Consider the following 15,127-nt stretch of genomic DNA (forward strand, 5'->3'; position numbering starts at 1 on the left):
CACTGGTTTTGCCAAGATTTTTAAGATTTATGGATTTTAATATGCCAATCCTTCAGTCTTTTTTATCCTAGCTGATCTGTGGTTAATTTCGCATCAGCTTAGTATTTCTGTGTTTAAACTTTCGACGACTTTTACTTCGCCTTTTTCTAACAATATTCTTTTTTCAATGCAGGTTGGCAGCTGCGATTCAAAGTGGCCAACATAAATCAGGGTCATCCCATTGCTGCACAGTTCATCAACCAGTTGGTTAAAATGTTTTGTTTGCTGTTGGTCTAAGCCCTGGCAGGGTTCATCCAGAATTAACAGTTCCGGATTTTTTATAATGGTGCGCGCCAGTAATACCAATCGTTGTTTACCGAGTGGGAGCGCGCTTAATAATTCATTTTTATTTTCGGTTAGGCCGAAATATTGTACCAGTTCGTCAACCTGTGTGCTTTTGGTATAGGGTAACTGCTGGAATAAACCTACGGTATCGTAAAATCCGGAGGCTATACTTTGCCAAACGGTAGCAGTTGGGTCAAAATACCAGTGGAATTCGGGCGAGATTAGACCGATATGCTGTTTAATGTCCCAAATGCTTTCGCCACTTCCACGCCTGTTGCCGAATAAATAAAGTTCGTTGGCATAGGATTGCGGATGATCGCCGTTTACCAGGCTTAACAAAGTGGATTTTCCTGAACCGTTATGCCCTTGTAAAAGCCATTTTTCTCCGGCCTTTACTTCCCAGTTGATATTTTTAAGTACTTGTTTTTCGCCATAGCTAATGTTTACATTAACCATTTTAACGATGTTCTGCGAAGAATAAACCGGCGATTCTTTTAAAAAAGCAGGGATTTCGCCCAAATGGTTTTCGGCACCGGTTGAACTTTCAAAAGCATCTACCTGAACTAAGTTTCCATCAATTATTTCCGCAAAAGAGGTTATACAAGTTGGTAATTCGCTGTCATTACAAATCAGGATTAATTGTACACTTTCTTCAGCCACCTGATCCAGTAAAATGTTCAGGTTTTTGCGTGAGGCAGCATCTAAACCAGTATAAGGCTGATCGATGATCAATAACTGCGGTTTTAACCACAAGGCTTTAACCAGTTGCAGTTTTTTATGTTCGCCGCTTGATAGTTCGATTAATTGTGAGCTCGCAAATGTTGCAAAACCTAAAGCTTCTAAAATGGGTTCAACCTGATCGAAATGGAGCCCTTTTTCTTTACCGTAGGAAACCAGTTCTGCATGAACGGTTAAGGTTTCTTTAGCCTGCTGACTGGTATAGCGCTGTTGATAATAAAAGTTGGCAACGCCCTCTAAATTTTTGAACTGGTACCAACTTTCAACAAATAAGGTTTCGGCAGGTAGCGAACTTGTTTGGTCGAAGTTGATATTGATGTCTCCGGAAGCACTTTGTAAACCACTGATAATTTTAGCCAGCGAGGTTTTTCCACTTCCGCTGGCTCCGCCCAATACCCAGTTTTCGCCACGATTGATCGCCCAATTCAAATCCCTTAGCACAGCTTTTTGCTGAAACTTTAAGTTTAAATTTTTAATGCTGACGAAACTCTCTTTCATATTTTCCTTTCGGGGTGATTACACTGATTGGGTGATTACACCGATTTTTTTCTTTGTCTTTTTGCTTTAATCTTTTTGCTTTAATCTTTCTGCTTTAGTCTTTCTGCTTTGATCTTTCAGCTCTCTATCCTCTGGCCTGTTCGAATTCTGCAATTAATTTTGTTTGAGCAAGGATGAAATCAATATCATCATAACCGTTAATCAGGCATGATTTTTTATATGGATTGATTTCAAAAGATTCTTTTGCACCGGTTTCTATAATGGTTACAGTTTGATTTTCGAGATCAACTTCTAACGCTGATTTTGGATTACTGTCTACCGCTTTAAAAATTTGTGCGAGAAAATCGTCGCTTACCTGTATCGGTAATAAACCGTTGTTCAGTGCATTTCCTTTAAAGATATCGGCAAAGAAACTGCTGATTACCGCGTCAAAACCTGCATCCTGAATGGCCCAGGCCGCATGCTCGCGACTACTTCCACAACCAAAGTTTTTTCCGGCAACTAAAACCTGCCCACTGTAAGTTGGGTCGTTTAACACGAAATCTGCTTTCGGCTGGTTATCGTTTTCGTAACGCCAATCGCGGAATAGATTCTCACCGAAACCTTCGCGTGTGGTCGCTTTTAGAAACCTTGCAGGGATAATCTGGTCGGTGTCGATGTTTTCTATGTTTAAAGGCACTACTGCCGATGTTAATTTTGTGAATTTTTTCATGTCAATTAGTATCAAGTAGGGAGTAACAAGTATCGAGACTTATATTCCCCCTTTTTATCTTTAATCTTTTGCTTAATGGTGGTAATATTTTTACCCTCCACTTTAAGCCTTACACCTTTACAAAGTGCTCAACTACAGGAAAAGGATCATAAAAGTGATGCAATAACTTTTTCCAATCCTGGTACGCTGCTGATTCCCTGAAACCTTCGGTATGTGCCTCCAGTGTTTTCCAGTTTACAAGCAGAATGTATTTATTTTCTACTTCTATACATTTTTGAAGCTGATGCGAAATGTAACCTTCCATTGTGGAAATGATTTTTTGTGCTTCGTTAAAAGCTTTTTCAAAATCGGCCGATAATCCGGCTTTTACATTTAGTATGGCAACTTCTAAAATCATAATTTTTCAAAATTGTCATTCTGAGGAACGAAGAATCTTAATTATTCTGGGCAGGTTTTTCATCGCCTGCAGATGCTTCCTTCGTCAGCATGACAGTTATTTAAACCTTCTCCAGCAAATCCCTTACGTCGGTAATTTTTCCGGTTACGGCTGCGGCTGCGGCAGTAAGCGGACTGGCCAATAAAGTACGGGCATTTTGTCCCTGTCTGCCTTCGAAATTTCTGTTCGATGTGGACACACAGTATTTACCTGCCGGGATTTTATCTTCATTCATTCCCAAACAGGCACTACAACCCGGTTCGCGCAACTGGAAACCGGCAGCTTCGAAAATTTTATCCAGACCTTCGTTTTTTGCCTGTTGTTCTACTTGCTTTGAGCCTGGTACGATCCAAACGGTAACATTATCTGCTTTGCGTTTGTCTTTCACAAAATCAGCTACTTCGCGTAAATCTTCAATCCGTGAGTTGGTACAGCTTCCGATGAAAACATAATCAATCGATTTTCCGATCAATGATGCATCATCATCAAAGCCCATATAATCTAAAGCTTTTTTGTACGATACTTTTTCGGTTTCGGGCTGTGCTGCGGTTGCAGGAATGTGTTCCTGGATGCCCATACCCATACCAGGGTTGGTACCGTAAGTAATCATTGGTGCAATATCTGCCGCGTTGAAAGTTAATACGCTATCAAATTTGGCGTCAGCATCGCTATATAAAGTTTTCCAGTAGGCGAGGGCTTTGTCCCATTCTTCGCCAGCCGGAGCAAATTCTCTTCCTTTAATGTAATTGAATGTGGTTTGATCAGGTGCAATTAAACCACCACGTGCACCCATTTCGATACTCATGTTACAGATGGTCATACGGGCCTCCATGCTTAACGATTCGATTGCCGAACCTGCATATTCGATGAAATAACCGGTACCGCCCGCAGCAGAAATCTGAGCAATAATGTATAAGATAATGTCTTTTGCACCAACACCTTTCCCCAATTCGCCATTTACCTCAATTTTCATGGTTTTAGGTTTCGACTGCAATAAACACTGTGTTGCAAAAACCTGCTCAACCTGCGAAGTACCAATACCAAATGCAATGGCACCGAAAGCACCATGTGTTGAGGTATGACTATCGCCACATACCATCGTTTTTCCTGGCAGGGTAATACCCAGCTCTGGGCCGATAACATGTACAATACCCTGAAAGGGATGGCCTAAACCGTAAAGTTCTATGCCGAATTCTGCACAGTTTTTGGTGAGCATATCAACCTGATAGCGCGAAAGCTCTTCTTTAATCGGCAACAACTGGTTTAGGGTTGGCACGTTATGATCAGCTGTGGCTACAGTCTGCTTCGGACGGAAAACAGGTAAGCCTCTTTTGCGCAAACCATCAAAAGCCTGCGGAGAAGTTACCTCGTGTATTAAGTGTGTATCAATGTATAAAATATCGGGAAATCCTTCTTCACTTTTTACAACGTGAGCATCCCAAATTTTTTCTACTAATGTTTTTGACATCTTTGCTATTATTATTTTATTAAACCTCACAGATTTAGAAAACCTGCGAGGTTTGTAAGTTTACTATGCTGTTTTAATCGCCTTCATTGCGGTCATTGCTTTACGCAATGTAGCTCCGATTTGTTCTACCTGGTGAGAACGGATCGCTTCGTTAACATCAATTAATTTTCTGTTATCTACAGCACCGTCTTTGCCTTCGTTAAAGTTTTTACCAACAAGGTCAGTATCTACTTTTTTCATAAAATCGCCTAAAAGCGGTTTACAGGCCTGATCGAATAAATAACAACCGTATTCTGCAGTATCAGAAATTACACGGTTCATTTCGAACAATTTTTTACGTGCAATGGTATTGGCGATAAGTGGTGTTTCGTGTAGCGACTCATAGTATGCCGATTCTGGTTTGATTCCAGCCTGTACCATTGTTTCGAAAGCCAATTCTACACCGGCACGAACAAACGCAACCATTAAAGTATAGTTGTCGAAATATTCCTGCTCACCGATTTTAACATCACCTGCAGGTGTTTTTTCGAAAGCAGTTTCACCTGTTTCCGCTCTCCATTTTAACAAGTTTTTATCTCCGTTTGCCCAATCTTCCATCATGGTGCGGCTAAACTCGCCACTCATAATATCATCCTGGTGTTTTTGGAACAACGGACGCATAATATCTTTCAATTCTTCCGAAATTTCAAAAGCTTTGATTTTAGCAACATTGCTTAATCTATCCATCATTGCGGTTATACCACCTTGTTTTAAAGCTTCGGTAATTACCTCAACACCGTACTGAACCAATTTAGAAGCGTAACCGGCATCGATTCCTTTTTCTACCATTTTATCGAATGACAGGATAGAACCAGTTTGCAATAAACCACAAAGGATGGTTTGCTCGCCCATTAAATCAGATTTTACTTCGGCAACGAAAGATGATTTTAATACACCTGCCCTGTGTCCGCCGGTACCTACGCAATAAGCTTTAGCCTGAGCCAAACCTTTACCCTGAGGATCGTTTTCAGGGTGAACAGCAATTAGGGTAGGTACACCAAAACCACGAACGTACTCTGCTCTTACCTCACTACCCGGACATTTAGGCGCCACCATAATAACAGTTAAATCTTTACGGATCTGCATGCCTTCTTCTACGATGTTGAAACCGTGAGAATATAACAGGGTAGCACCTTCTTTCATTAAAGGCATAATGGCATTAACAACAGCGGTGTGTTGTTTGTCAGGGGTAAGGTTAATTACCACATCTGCATTTGGGATCAGTTCTTCGTAGGTGCCAACCGTGAAATTGTTTTCAGTTGCATTTTTCCACGAATCGCGCTTGCCTTCAATTGCTTCCTTACGTAAAGTGTAGCTTACATCTAAACCACTATCTCTTAAATTTAAACCTTGGTTTAAGCCTTGTGCACCACAACCTACAATTACCAGTTTTTTGCCCTTCAATGCGCTAACGCCGTCTAAAAATTCAGCGCTGTCCATGAAGTCGCAAACACCTAATTGGTTTAATTTTTCTCTAAGAGGTAATGTGTTAAAATAATTTGCCATTGTTTTTTATTGGTTAATTTCTAGTTTAATTATCGTTTTATATATTGTTCTTTTCCTTCGGGTTGATTACACAGATTAAGGAATTACACCGATTTTTGCTTTATTCTCCAGGTGCTAATATCCTTCATCCATTTTCCATCTTACCTCATCCATTTTACACGTATTTCTTCAACGCATTTGCATAGCCGTAATGTACGTTATCGTGCCCCACGGTTGTAATCAATACTTCTTCTATACTGTTTAATTGCACACCATAGGTTGCTGTTGTATAAGGAGTGATGTTCGCAAATATTCCTGCTTTGTAAGCTTCTTTAATTTTTTCGATACTTGCTAATGCAGTGGCTTTTAATTCTGCAACTTCTGCTTCGGATACGGTATAGGTTGGTTTTGTATCCTTTTTGTAGAAATCATTAAACTTTACAGCTGTTGCATCGGCTAATATACCCGTCCGCACGTAACAAAGTGTTTGTGTGCTCACCACGATGTGCCCGAAATTCCAGATGATGTTATTGTTATAACCATCAGGTATTTTATTCAGTTCTTCGATGGTTAAGCCATCAATTAACCGGATAAAGGCCTTGCGTGAGTTTATTATAAAATCAAATACTTCGTTCATCTCGTTTTCTATCTTAATTAGTGTTTTCGCTTTGGTCTTTATTCTTTAAGCTTTCATCCTCACTTAGCACTTCGTTAAAGGTGATCTTGTTAAAAAACGGATCGTTTACGGTTACAGCCCAGGTTCCGTAAAAAGTTTTCTCTAAACCTGGTCTGTTGTATTTGTATTTTTTATCAATAAGTTCCTTATGAAACTCCTTTAAACCTGTACAATCAATATGAACATGTGCACCGGGAGAACAATCTCCGTGGTGTTCGCTTAAATGCAGTTCGATACCATTTAACGAAACCTGCATGTAAACCGGGGTATTTTTTTCAAAAGTATGCTCCCAGTCTATTTTAAAGCCCAGCCAGTTTACATAAAACTCGACTGCTTTATCGTAATCGAATATTCTTAAAATCGGTCGTACATTATTACATTTCATATTCCGTTTTTTAACCGCAAAGGGCGTTAGCTTTAGTCTTTAGTCTTTAGTCTTTAGTCTTTTAGCTTTGCGCTTACATCGTGAAAATCTTTTCTCCTTTTTCCAGGAACTCATTTTCTACCAGTTCTTCTCCAGGTTCGAAAGCCTCAAATTCTTTAAGTTTTTCGTGGAAACCGGCGCTATCTTTAATGATTGCTACACGTGCAGAACGTACAAACTCAATTAATTCGTAAGGTTCTAAGGCTTTTACCAAAGCATCGGTTTCTTCGCGGTGACCGGTTACTGCAAAAACGGTATAATCTTTACGGATTACTACTGCACTTGCACCATATTGACGTAATAAACGCTCTACGGTTACCTTTTCGGCAATTTCATCTGTAGAAACTTTATAAAGTGCCAGTTCCTGCCAGATAATTTCGTCGTTGGTGTTGAAATAAACTTTTAATACCTCAATCTGCTTTTCAATCTGACGGGCAAGTTTCCTTACCACTTCGTAACCTTCCTGGATTACGATATTGAAACGGTGAATTCCATCAATTTCTGATGGCGAGGTATTCAAACTTTCGATGTTGATTTTTCTTTTAGAGAAAATAATCGCAATCCTGTTTAATAAACCGATGCGGTTTTCGGCATAAACCGTGATGGTGTATTCCTGCTTTCCGTCGAAATCGGCTTTTGTTGTTTTATGTTCTAATGTATTTTCAGTACTCATGATAATTTCTTGTGGCAATTATTTATTTAAATTGACTTTCTATCGCTTTAAGATTGCTTCGTGCCTCGCAATGACGGCCCAGGCTAGACTGTGGGTTTTTAACCTTTAACCTTTAACCTTCTACCTTTACACCCTCAACCTTACTTCAACCTGATTTCGCTTACACTCATTCCCTGTGGAACCATTGGAAAAACGTTGTTTTCTCTTCCAACCATTACCTCTAATAAATAAGAGCCTTCGTGGTTGATCATGGTTTCCAGAGCCTGCCTTAAATTTGCACGCTCGTCAACTTTACTTGCCTCGATGTAGTAAGATTTGGCTAAAGCCACAAAATCAGGACTGGTGATGTTTACAAAAGAATAGCGTTTATCATGGAATAACTGTTGCCATTGACGAACCATACCTAAGAAACGGTTGTTCAGGATCAGGATTTTTACTGCTGCACCAAATTGCATAATGGTACCTAATTCCTGTGGTGTCATCTGGAAACCACCATCGCCGATAATGGCAATAACCGTTTTATCCGGTGCACCATATTTTGCGCCAATAGCAGCTGGTAAGCCGAAACCCATGGTACCTAATCCACCAGAAGTAATGTTGCTACGGGTATTGTTAAAATTGGCGTAACGGCAGGCTACCATCTGGTGCTGGCCAACATCGGTAACAATTACAGCATCGCCACCACATATTTCGTTAATGTTACGCAGTACTTCGCCCATAGTCATTTCATCGCCTGTTGGGTAAAGCTCCGGTGTTATCACTTGGTCAATTTCCTGCTGGTTATATTCTTTAAATTTTGCTAACCAATCTTCATGTTTATTCTCGTTAACTAGGTTGGTTAACAGGGGTAGGGTTTCTTTACAATCGCCCCAAACACCAACTTCTGCTTTAACGTTTTTATCAATTTCGGCAGGATCGATATCAAGGTGTACTACCCTGGCCTGTTTGGCATATTTATCTAAACGGCCGGTTACGCGGTCATCAAAACGCATACCGATGGCTATAATTACATCAGCCTCGTTAGTTAATACATTCGGACCATAATTACCGTGCATACCTAACATACCTACATTTAAAGGGTGTGAAGTTGGGATAGCGCTTTCGCCCATGATTGTCCAGGCGGCCGGAATTCCTGTTTTTTCGATAAAAGCTTTGAATTCTTGTTCCGCTTTACCCAATATTACGCCTTGTCCAAATAGAATGAAAGGCTTTTTGGCCGAATTGATCAACTCAGCTGCCTGTTCAATGTATTCAATCCTTATTTTTGGTTTCGGGCGGTAACTGCGGATATGGTTACATTTTACATATTCAGGAAATTCCTCTAGCTGTAACTGGGCATTTTTGGTAATGTCGATTAAAACCGGTCCTGGTCTTCCGCTTTTAGCGATATAAAAAGCTTTAGCCAATACTTCCTGGATTTCTTTAGCATCGGTAACCTGATAATTCCATTTGGTTACCGGAGTAGTAATGTTGATTACATCCGTTTCCTGAAATGCATCAGTACCCAATAAGTGTGCAAAAACCTGTCCGGTGATACAAACCAATGGCGTGCTATCAATCTGTGCATCTGCTAAACCGGTAACCAGGTTGGTTGCGCCTGGTCCGCTGGTTGCGAATACAATACCTACCTCGCCGCTGGCCCTTGCGAAACCTTGAGCTGCATGGATACCACCTTGTTCATGGCGCACCAAAATATGTTCTAATTTATCGGCATAATCATAAAGGGCATCATAAATAGGCATGATTGCGCCACCCGGATAACCGAAAATAGTGGTAACACCTTCTTCAATTAATCCATTCAACAAAACCTGCGAGCCTGTTCCTTTAAAGGTTTTTGAGGTTTCTGCTTTGGCCTCGGTTTGTTGTATTGTTTCTTGTGCAGTTTCCATAGTTATGTTTTTGCGGTTCTATTATTCTTTAATTTTAAACCCTATTCTTTCTCTGTCATTCCACTTTATCTGAGCAATTTTCTCGTCGATTAAGTTTTCCATTGCATCATAAAGCTCGTTTAGCTGAACATCGTGTTCGCCAATGCGCTCTTTAATTTCTGTTAACTGTTCGTTTATATTACTTTGTTTGAGCAATATTTTACGCACATCAACAAAAGCCCTCATAATGGCAATGTTCATGTTGATGGCTTTTTCGCTATTTACAACACCACTTAACATGGCTACCCCTTGCTCGGTAAAGGCATAAGGCAGCTTTCTGGTGCCGCCCCAACTTGAAGTCACAATTTGTGACTTCAAGTTGGGTTGATTTTTTATCACAATTTGTGATGTTGCACCTTGGTTAATCGCTTCTATTTGAAATTTTATACTTTCAAACTCTGCCGAAGTTAACTGAAACATAAAATCATCCGGAAAACGTTTGATATTACGCTTTACCGCCTGATTTAATACCCTTGTTTCCACTTCATAAAGTGATGCGAGATCAAAATCGAGCATTACTCTTTCTCCCCTGATTTCATAAATCCTGTTCTGAATACTTTTAATTATTTGCATAATCTGTTTTTTTAGTAATCAATTAATCCGGGGATGATTTTTTGATTTTAGTATTCGTCAGTTACGCAACCACTTGCCGCGTCTGAAACTGTTTTAGCATATTTATATAAAACACCTTTTGTTACTTTTAATGCTGGCTGAACATAGTTTTTTCTACGCTCAGCAATCACTTCGTCGCTTACCTGTAAACTGATGATGTTGTTTACAGCATCGATCAAAATCTTATCGTCATCTTCTACCAAGCCGATTAAGCCACCTTTGTATGATTCAGGTGTAATATGTCCAACTACGAAACCATGTGTACCACCAGAGAAACGGCCATCTGTAATTAAAGCCACCGACTTACCCAAACCTGCACCAATAATGGCTGAAGTTGGTTTCAGCATTTCCGGCATACCCGGAGCGCCCACCGGACCTGAATTTTTAATTACGATAACATCACCGGGTTGAACACGACCGCTTGAAATGCCGGCGATTAAATCATGCTCGCCATCGAATACACGTGCAGGACCTTCAAATTTCTCGCCTTCTTTACCGCTTATTTTTGCTACAGAACCTTTTTCGGCAAGGTTTCCGTAAAGAATCTGCAAGTGTCCGGTTGCTTTGATGGGTTCGCTTAATTTTTGAACAATTTTCTGATCGTAATCCATAATCGATTTCACATCAGCTAAGTTCTCGGCCATTGTTTTTCCGGTTACGGTTAAACAATCACCATGTAACAAACCTTCATTCAATAAATATTTTAATACTGCCGGTATACCACCATATTGGTGTAAATCCTGCATTAAATATTTTCCGCTAGGTTTAAAATCGGCAAGTACCGGTGTTACATCGCTCATTTTCTGGAAATCATCCTGCGTAATTTCTACACCGATGGCTTTACCCATAGCAATAAAGTGCAAAACAGCATTTGTACTGCCACCCAATACGATAATCGAACGGATTGCATTTTCAAATGCTTTTCTCGTCATGATGTCGGACGGTTTAATATCTTTCTCCAGTAAAACCTTAATGTATTTACCTGCATCTAAACATTCCTGTTTTTTCTCCGGGCTTATGGCTGGATTTGAAGAAGAATAAGGTAAACTCATTCCTAAAGCCTCAATAGCCGAGGCCATAGTGTTTGCTGTATACATACCACCGCATGCACCTGCACCAGGACAGGTATGTTTGATAATACCCTGATAATCTTCTTCTGAAAGGTTACCACAGATTTTTTGTCCTAATGCTTCAAAAGCCGAAACAATGTTCAATTCTTCACCTTTGTAATGGCCTGGGGCAATTGTACCACCATAAACCATAATAGAAGGGCGATCTAAACGAGCCATGGCCATAATGGCGCCTGGCATATTTTTATCGCAACCAGGGATAGAGATGATCCCATCATAATATTGACCGCCACAAATGGTTTCGATACTATCGGCAATTACATCACGGCTTACAAGCGAATAACGCATGCCATCTGTACCGTTACTCATTCCATCGCTTACACCAATGGTATTAAAAATCAAGCCGACTAAATCATTTTTCCAGACCCCAACTTTGACGTCTTTTGCAAGGTCGTTTAAGTGCATGTTGCAGGTGTTACCATCGTAGCCCATACTTGCAATGCCCACCTGTGCTTTAGCCATATCAGCATCGGTTAAACCGATTCCGTAAAGCATAGCCTGTGCAGCCGGTTGCGTTGGATCTTGTGTAAATGTTTTACTGTACTTGTTTAATTCGCTCATTGTTTAAAATGTATATTCTGGTTCTGTTAGTTGTAAATATTTTGAGGCAAAAAAAAACCGCCTCGTTTCGGAGGCGGTTTCGATATTGTATATTTTTATATTATACGCAACGATTTCCACCTCTCTTTTGAGAAATGACAATAATTAAGTTGCTAATAATGTTTGTGTTGATATTCATGTTGTTCAATGAAACACAAACATACTAACTTCCTGAAAAATGCAAAGAACTATTTTAAGTATTTCTCTATTTTTTTACGCCGATTACAATCCCTGTTGCCCAGACCTGTTTGGTAAGGTGTAAATCATCACGGGATTCTAGATCTTTGATCAACTTAATTGCTTTTTCCTGATGTCCGTCAGGCCAATTTTGTTGGGGTAACATATCATCAATTATATAAAAGCCACCATTGTTGAGCATGGCAATGGCTTCGTCTAAAAGCAAATATTTTCCATGCCAGGTATCTGCAAATATGTAATTGAATTTTTTGTCTTTATTCTTTTCAATCCACTCGGCTCCATCGGTATCAACCAGGGTTAAACGATTGTCGTTACCGAGAAAATCTTTCGCAATCCCTAAAAATTTAGGATCGTTATCTATCGATGTCAAGGTACTATCCTCATCCAAACCATCCAATATCCACGAAGTAGATAAACCTGTTCCGGTGCCAAACTCCAAAAATCTACCCGAAGGTTTAGATGCAGCAAGGGTTTTAAGCAAAGAGCAGGTTAGTACATCCGATGCCATATCAAATCCCGAAGCCTTAGTGGCAGCATTAATTTGCTGGTAGGCTTTAGGGTAATTTTGATTGATTTCTTCAGTCATTGGTTTGGTTTTAATTGTTGACTCTTTTAATCGCTTCTCTACTTCGGACTCCTGACTTACCGACTTCGGACTAAATAATCACCTCGTAATTCACTTTTTCGAGCACCAGGTTTTTGTAAGCCCGTTGTATAGTATAACCGATAGATTCTCTCCATAAAGAGCGGAAAACGATATCATCAATCGAAGCGATTCCTGCAATTTCAGTTGCCGTTCCACATAAGAATGCACTATCAGCCTTTCTTAAATCTTCTATGGTTAATTTTTTCTCAATGCACTCAATATCCAATACATTACAAAGTTCTTTAACGGTTGCACGCGTAATGCCCGGCAAAATGTTTCCTAGTGAAGGCGTATATAACTTACCATCTTTTTCGAGAAAGATATTTGCTCCTGATGCCTCTGCCACAAAACCATGCATATCCAAAAGCAAAGCCTCGTCGTAACCTTTAATATTTGCAGCCGTTGTAGCTAAAATTGAGTTTACATAATTTCCACTCAATTTGGCCTCCATCGGAGTTGATTTTGGGTTTGGTCTTTCGTAATCCGAAACCGTTAATTTTAATAATTTGTTGCCCGAATAGGCATCCCATTCCCAGGCGCAGATTAGAATTGAAACGCCACTGGGTTCATTCAGTTTCATGTTCGGGTGGCAAAATACCAAAGGACGGATATAAGCATCTTTCAGTTTGTTTAACTGCAACAGTTTATAGGTTGCCGCAATCAGTTCCTGCTTATCCCATGGAAAAGGAATGTTTGCCAACTGGCAAGAGCGCTCTAAACGGTCGAAATGGGCGGCAGCTTTGAAAATACGGTTGCCATTATGCGTTTTATAGGCTCTAATACCCTCGAACGCAGCATAGCCATAGTGTAACGACTGACCATAAAGATCAGTGCTGCTATTTACGGCCTTTTCAAACTTTCCGTCAAGATAAATAATCGTATTAGAATTATAGTACTTCATAATACTGTGTTTTGTTATTTAAAAAAAGCGTCCCGTTTGTACCGGGACGCTTTAAATATTAGTTTTTTAAAATCTATTTAAAAGCTGCCCATTTTCTTCCCTAGCAAAATGCTTAGGAGTAGAAGGTTGATTAAAATGACTGGTAACAACACAACATTGCCCACCACATTTGTAGTTAAAGCTGTTGGAAATACGTTGTTCTGAATCGTCATGATTATATCATTGTTTATAAAAACCAATTTAGTTTTTGGTTCATTAATATGCAAGAGAAATCAGAAAAAAGTTGAAACGGAATATAATTCTTGTTTTTGTTTGTTTGTCGGTATAATATTCTTAACGAAAGTTGGAATAGTTATTTAATGCCGACAGCTGTAGACCAAATATCAAAACGGTATACGGTATGTTTGTTATGCTTGCATTATAAATTTTTAAATATTCTGCCTAAAATGGACAAAAGTGCTCAGGAATTTGAAAATTCGGGAGATGTTTTGATATTAAAATGAGAAGTAATATGGAAGCTATGGCGTGCGAATAATTAACCTTTTTCGCTGTTAATTGAAAAGAGTTATGTAATTTGATATCAGAAATAGTTCTATGAAAATAACTTATATCATTTTAATTGTTTTAGCTACGCTATTTACCGCCTGTTCCTCGTCGGATCAAAATGGTCATATGAAAGCGGGCGACCAAATTTTTGTAACTTCCGATAGCATAAAGTTAGCAGTTAAAGTTGCCGGCAATGGTCCGGTTTGTATTTATTTGCATGGTGGCCCTGGCCAGGATTTTCTTTCCTTTGAGAAAATGGGAGGTGCAGGTCTGGAGAAATGTCTGACAATGGTATACCTCGATCAAAGGGGATCGGGGCATTCTCAAAATGCAAAAGATTATAGTTTAAATCGTGTTGTGCAGGATGTAGAAGAGTTGCGCTTAAAATTGGGCGTGAAGAAAATATATTTACTCAGCCATTCATTCGGAGGGGTATTGGCCATTAATTACGCACTTAAATACCCCGAACATTTATCTGGTATGATCATGGCCAATACCATAGCCCATTTCATGAATGCAAACCAGTTGCAGGAACAAATTGAATATGGATACCGGTTGCTGAAAAAGGACACTATTATAAACGAAACAGATTCTAAAACATTAATGAATGGGGCGGCACTGGTTAGAAAAAAGTTAAGTGCAGCGCATCTTGGATATAAATATATTGCCAATGATGTAAATACGATTATTAAAATGGATAGTATCGAAGATTCTTATAAGCGTACATCAGATTTCGGAATGACGCTTTTTATGCCATTAGTAGATAGTACAAAGGTTCAGCAATACCCTGAATATTTTAAAGATTATGCTTTGTTAACTGATCAAATTACAACTCCGGCTTTAATTATAACAGGGAAGGATGATCATGCTGTTGGACCGGATTATTATAAAAATTATAAGTTTATCAACCAGAAAGTGGTGCAGTTAGCAGGCTCGCACATGCTCTATTATGAAAACAATAAAGCATTTATTGCTGCAGTTTGCGGGTTTGTTAAGTAACAACTATAATTATAGCTTTTTTGTGTAATGTGCGTTTAGTGCACAATAGACCCTGAAATAAATTCAGGGTGACGATGCTGATTTTAATTTTTTG

General features: G+C 39.4%; 14 protein-coding genes. 1 reads left to right on the forward strand and 13 read right to left on the reverse strand.

The features are described 5' to 3' along the window. Positions 1-93: 93 nt before the first annotated feature. The 13 genes from DRW42_RS21620 to ilvE form a co-directional block, all read right to left on the reverse strand. Entirely contained in the window at positions 94-1,560 is a 1,467-nt protein-coding gene (locus DRW42_RS21620; protein WP_113950923.1) for an ATP-binding cassette domain-containing protein, read from the reverse strand. Between the two features lie 124 nt (positions 1,561-1,684). After that, complete coding sequence (gene leuD / locus DRW42_RS21625) at positions 1,685-2,272, reverse strand: 3-isopropylmalate dehydratase small subunit (RefSeq protein ID WP_113950924.1); 588 nt, start codon at positions 2,270-2,272, stop codon at positions 1,685-1,687. Positions 2,273-2,381: 109 nt separating this feature from the next. Next, the gene (locus DRW42_RS21630) at positions 2,382-2,669 is read right to left on the reverse strand and encodes an antibiotic biosynthesis monooxygenase family protein (RefSeq protein WP_113950925.1); all 288 of its coding nucleotides are present in this window, start codon (positions 2,667-2,669) and stop codon (positions 2,382-2,384) included. Between the two features lie 100 nt (positions 2,670-2,769). After that, a complete protein-coding gene (gene leuC, locus DRW42_RS21635) occupies positions 2,770-4,176 on the reverse strand; it encodes a 3-isopropylmalate dehydratase large subunit (RefSeq protein ID WP_113950926.1) in 1,407 nt (468 codons plus the stop codon). Between the two features lie 63 nt (positions 4,177-4,239). After that, entirely contained in the window at positions 4,240-5,721 is a 1,482-nt protein-coding gene (ilvC, locus tag DRW42_RS21640) for a ketol-acid reductoisomerase (RefSeq protein ID WP_113950927.1), read from the reverse strand. Positions 5,722-5,875: 154 nt separating this feature from the next. After that, positions 5,876-6,337 (reverse strand): DinB family protein, encoded by a 462-nt coding sequence (locus DRW42_RS21645; protein WP_113950928.1) that lies wholly within the window; start codon positions 6,335-6,337, stop codon positions 5,876-5,878. Between the two features lie 13 nt (positions 6,338-6,350). Next, positions 6,351-6,761, reverse strand: a complete 411-nt coding sequence (locus DRW42_RS21650; RefSeq protein WP_113950929.1) for a glyoxalase superfamily protein — start codon at positions 6,759-6,761, stop codon at positions 6,351-6,353. Between the two features lie 73 nt (positions 6,762-6,834). After that, a complete protein-coding gene (gene ilvN, locus DRW42_RS21655) occupies positions 6,835-7,473 on the reverse strand; it encodes an acetolactate synthase small subunit (protein ID WP_113950930.1) in 639 nt (212 codons plus the stop codon). A 140-nt stretch (positions 7,474-7,613) separates the two neighbouring features. Next, on the reverse strand, positions 7,614-9,362 hold the full coding sequence (gene ilvB, locus DRW42_RS21660; protein ID WP_113950931.1) for a biosynthetic-type acetolactate synthase large subunit: 1,749 nt from the start codon (positions 9,360-9,362) through the stop codon (positions 7,614-7,616). A gap of 21 nt (positions 9,363-9,383) precedes the next feature. Next, positions 9,384-9,974: an ORF6N domain-containing protein gene (locus tag DRW42_RS21665; protein WP_113950932.1), complete on the reverse strand. Its 591-nt coding sequence runs from the start codon at positions 9,972-9,974 to the stop codon at positions 9,384-9,386. 47 nt (positions 9,975-10,021) lie between these two features. Then, positions 10,022-11,704, reverse strand: a complete 1,683-nt coding sequence (ilvD, locus tag DRW42_RS21670; RefSeq protein WP_113950933.1) for a dihydroxy-acid dehydratase — start codon at positions 11,702-11,704, stop codon at positions 10,022-10,024. Between the two features lie 244 nt (positions 11,705-11,948). Next, positions 11,949-12,527, reverse strand: coding sequence for an O-methyltransferase (locus DRW42_RS21675; RefSeq protein ID WP_113950934.1), 579 nt, complete (start codon positions 12,525-12,527; stop codon positions 11,949-11,951). 70 nt (positions 12,528-12,597) lie between these two features. Beyond that, complete coding sequence (gene ilvE, locus DRW42_RS21680) at positions 12,598-13,488, reverse strand: branched-chain-amino-acid transaminase (protein ID WP_113950935.1); 891 nt, start codon at positions 13,486-13,488, stop codon at positions 12,598-12,600. A gap of 594 nt (positions 13,489-14,082) precedes the next feature. Here ilvE and DRW42_RS21685 point away from each other — a divergent pair. Continuing rightward, the gene (locus DRW42_RS21685) at positions 14,083-15,033 is read left to right on the forward strand and encodes an alpha/beta hydrolase (protein ID WP_113950936.1); all 951 of its coding nucleotides are present in this window, start codon (positions 14,083-14,085) and stop codon (positions 15,031-15,033) included. Positions 15,034-15,127: the final 94 nt, after the last annotated feature.

The sequence above is a fragment of the Pedobacter miscanthi genome (genome assembly GCF_003315595.1).
In the GTDB taxonomy this organism is placed as follows: Bacteria; Bacteroidota; Bacteroidia; order Sphingobacteriales; family Sphingobacteriaceae; genus Pedobacter; species Pedobacter miscanthi.

Bases quoted from the DNA above. Each gene is read 5' to 3' on its own strand.
- DRW42_RS21620 (WP_113950923.1), bottom strand. From the start codon at position 1,560: ATGAAAGAGAGTTTCGTCAGCATTAAAAATTTAAACTTAAAGTTTCAG.
- leuD (WP_113950924.1), bottom strand. From the start codon at position 2,272: ATGAAAAAATTCACAAAATTAACATCGGCAGTAGTGCCTTTAAACATA.
- DRW42_RS21630 (WP_113950925.1), bottom strand. From the start codon at position 2,669: ATGATTTTAGAAGTTGCCATACTAAATGTAAAAGCCGGATTATCGGCC.
- leuC (WP_113950926.1), bottom strand. From the start codon at position 4,176: ATGTCAAAAACATTAGTAGAAAAAATTTGGGATGCTCACGTTGTAAAA.
- ilvC (WP_113950927.1), bottom strand. From the start codon at position 5,721: ATGGCAAATTATTTTAACACATTACCTCTTAGAGAAAAATTAAACCAA.
- DRW42_RS21645 (WP_113950928.1), bottom strand. From the start codon at position 6,337: ATGAACGAAGTATTTGATTTTATAATAAACTCACGCAAGGCCTTTATC.
- DRW42_RS21650 (WP_113950929.1), bottom strand. From the start codon at position 6,761: ATGAAATGTAATAATGTACGACCGATTTTAAGAATATTCGATTACGAT.
- ilvN (WP_113950930.1), bottom strand. From the start codon at position 7,473: ATGAGTACTGAAAATACATTAGAACATAAAACAACAAAAGCCGATTTC.
- ilvB (WP_113950931.1), bottom strand. From the start codon at position 9,362: ATGGAAACTGCACAAGAAACAATACAACAAACCGAGGCCAAAGCAGAA.
- DRW42_RS21665 (WP_113950932.1), bottom strand. From the start codon at position 9,974: ATGCAAATAATTAAAAGTATTCAGAACAGGATTTATGAAATCAGGGGA.
- ilvD (WP_113950933.1), bottom strand. From the start codon at position 11,704: ATGAGCGAATTAAACAAGTACAGTAAAACATTTACACAAGATCCAACG.
- DRW42_RS21675 (WP_113950934.1), bottom strand. From the start codon at position 12,527: ATGACTGAAGAAATCAATCAAAATTACCCTAAAGCCTACCAGCAAATT.
- ilvE (WP_113950935.1), bottom strand. From the start codon at position 13,488: ATGAAGTACTATAATTCTAATACGATTATTTATCTTGACGGAAAGTTT.
- DRW42_RS21685 (WP_113950936.1), top strand. From the start codon at position 14,083: ATGAAAATAACTTATATCATTTTAATTGTTTTAGCTACGCTATTTACC.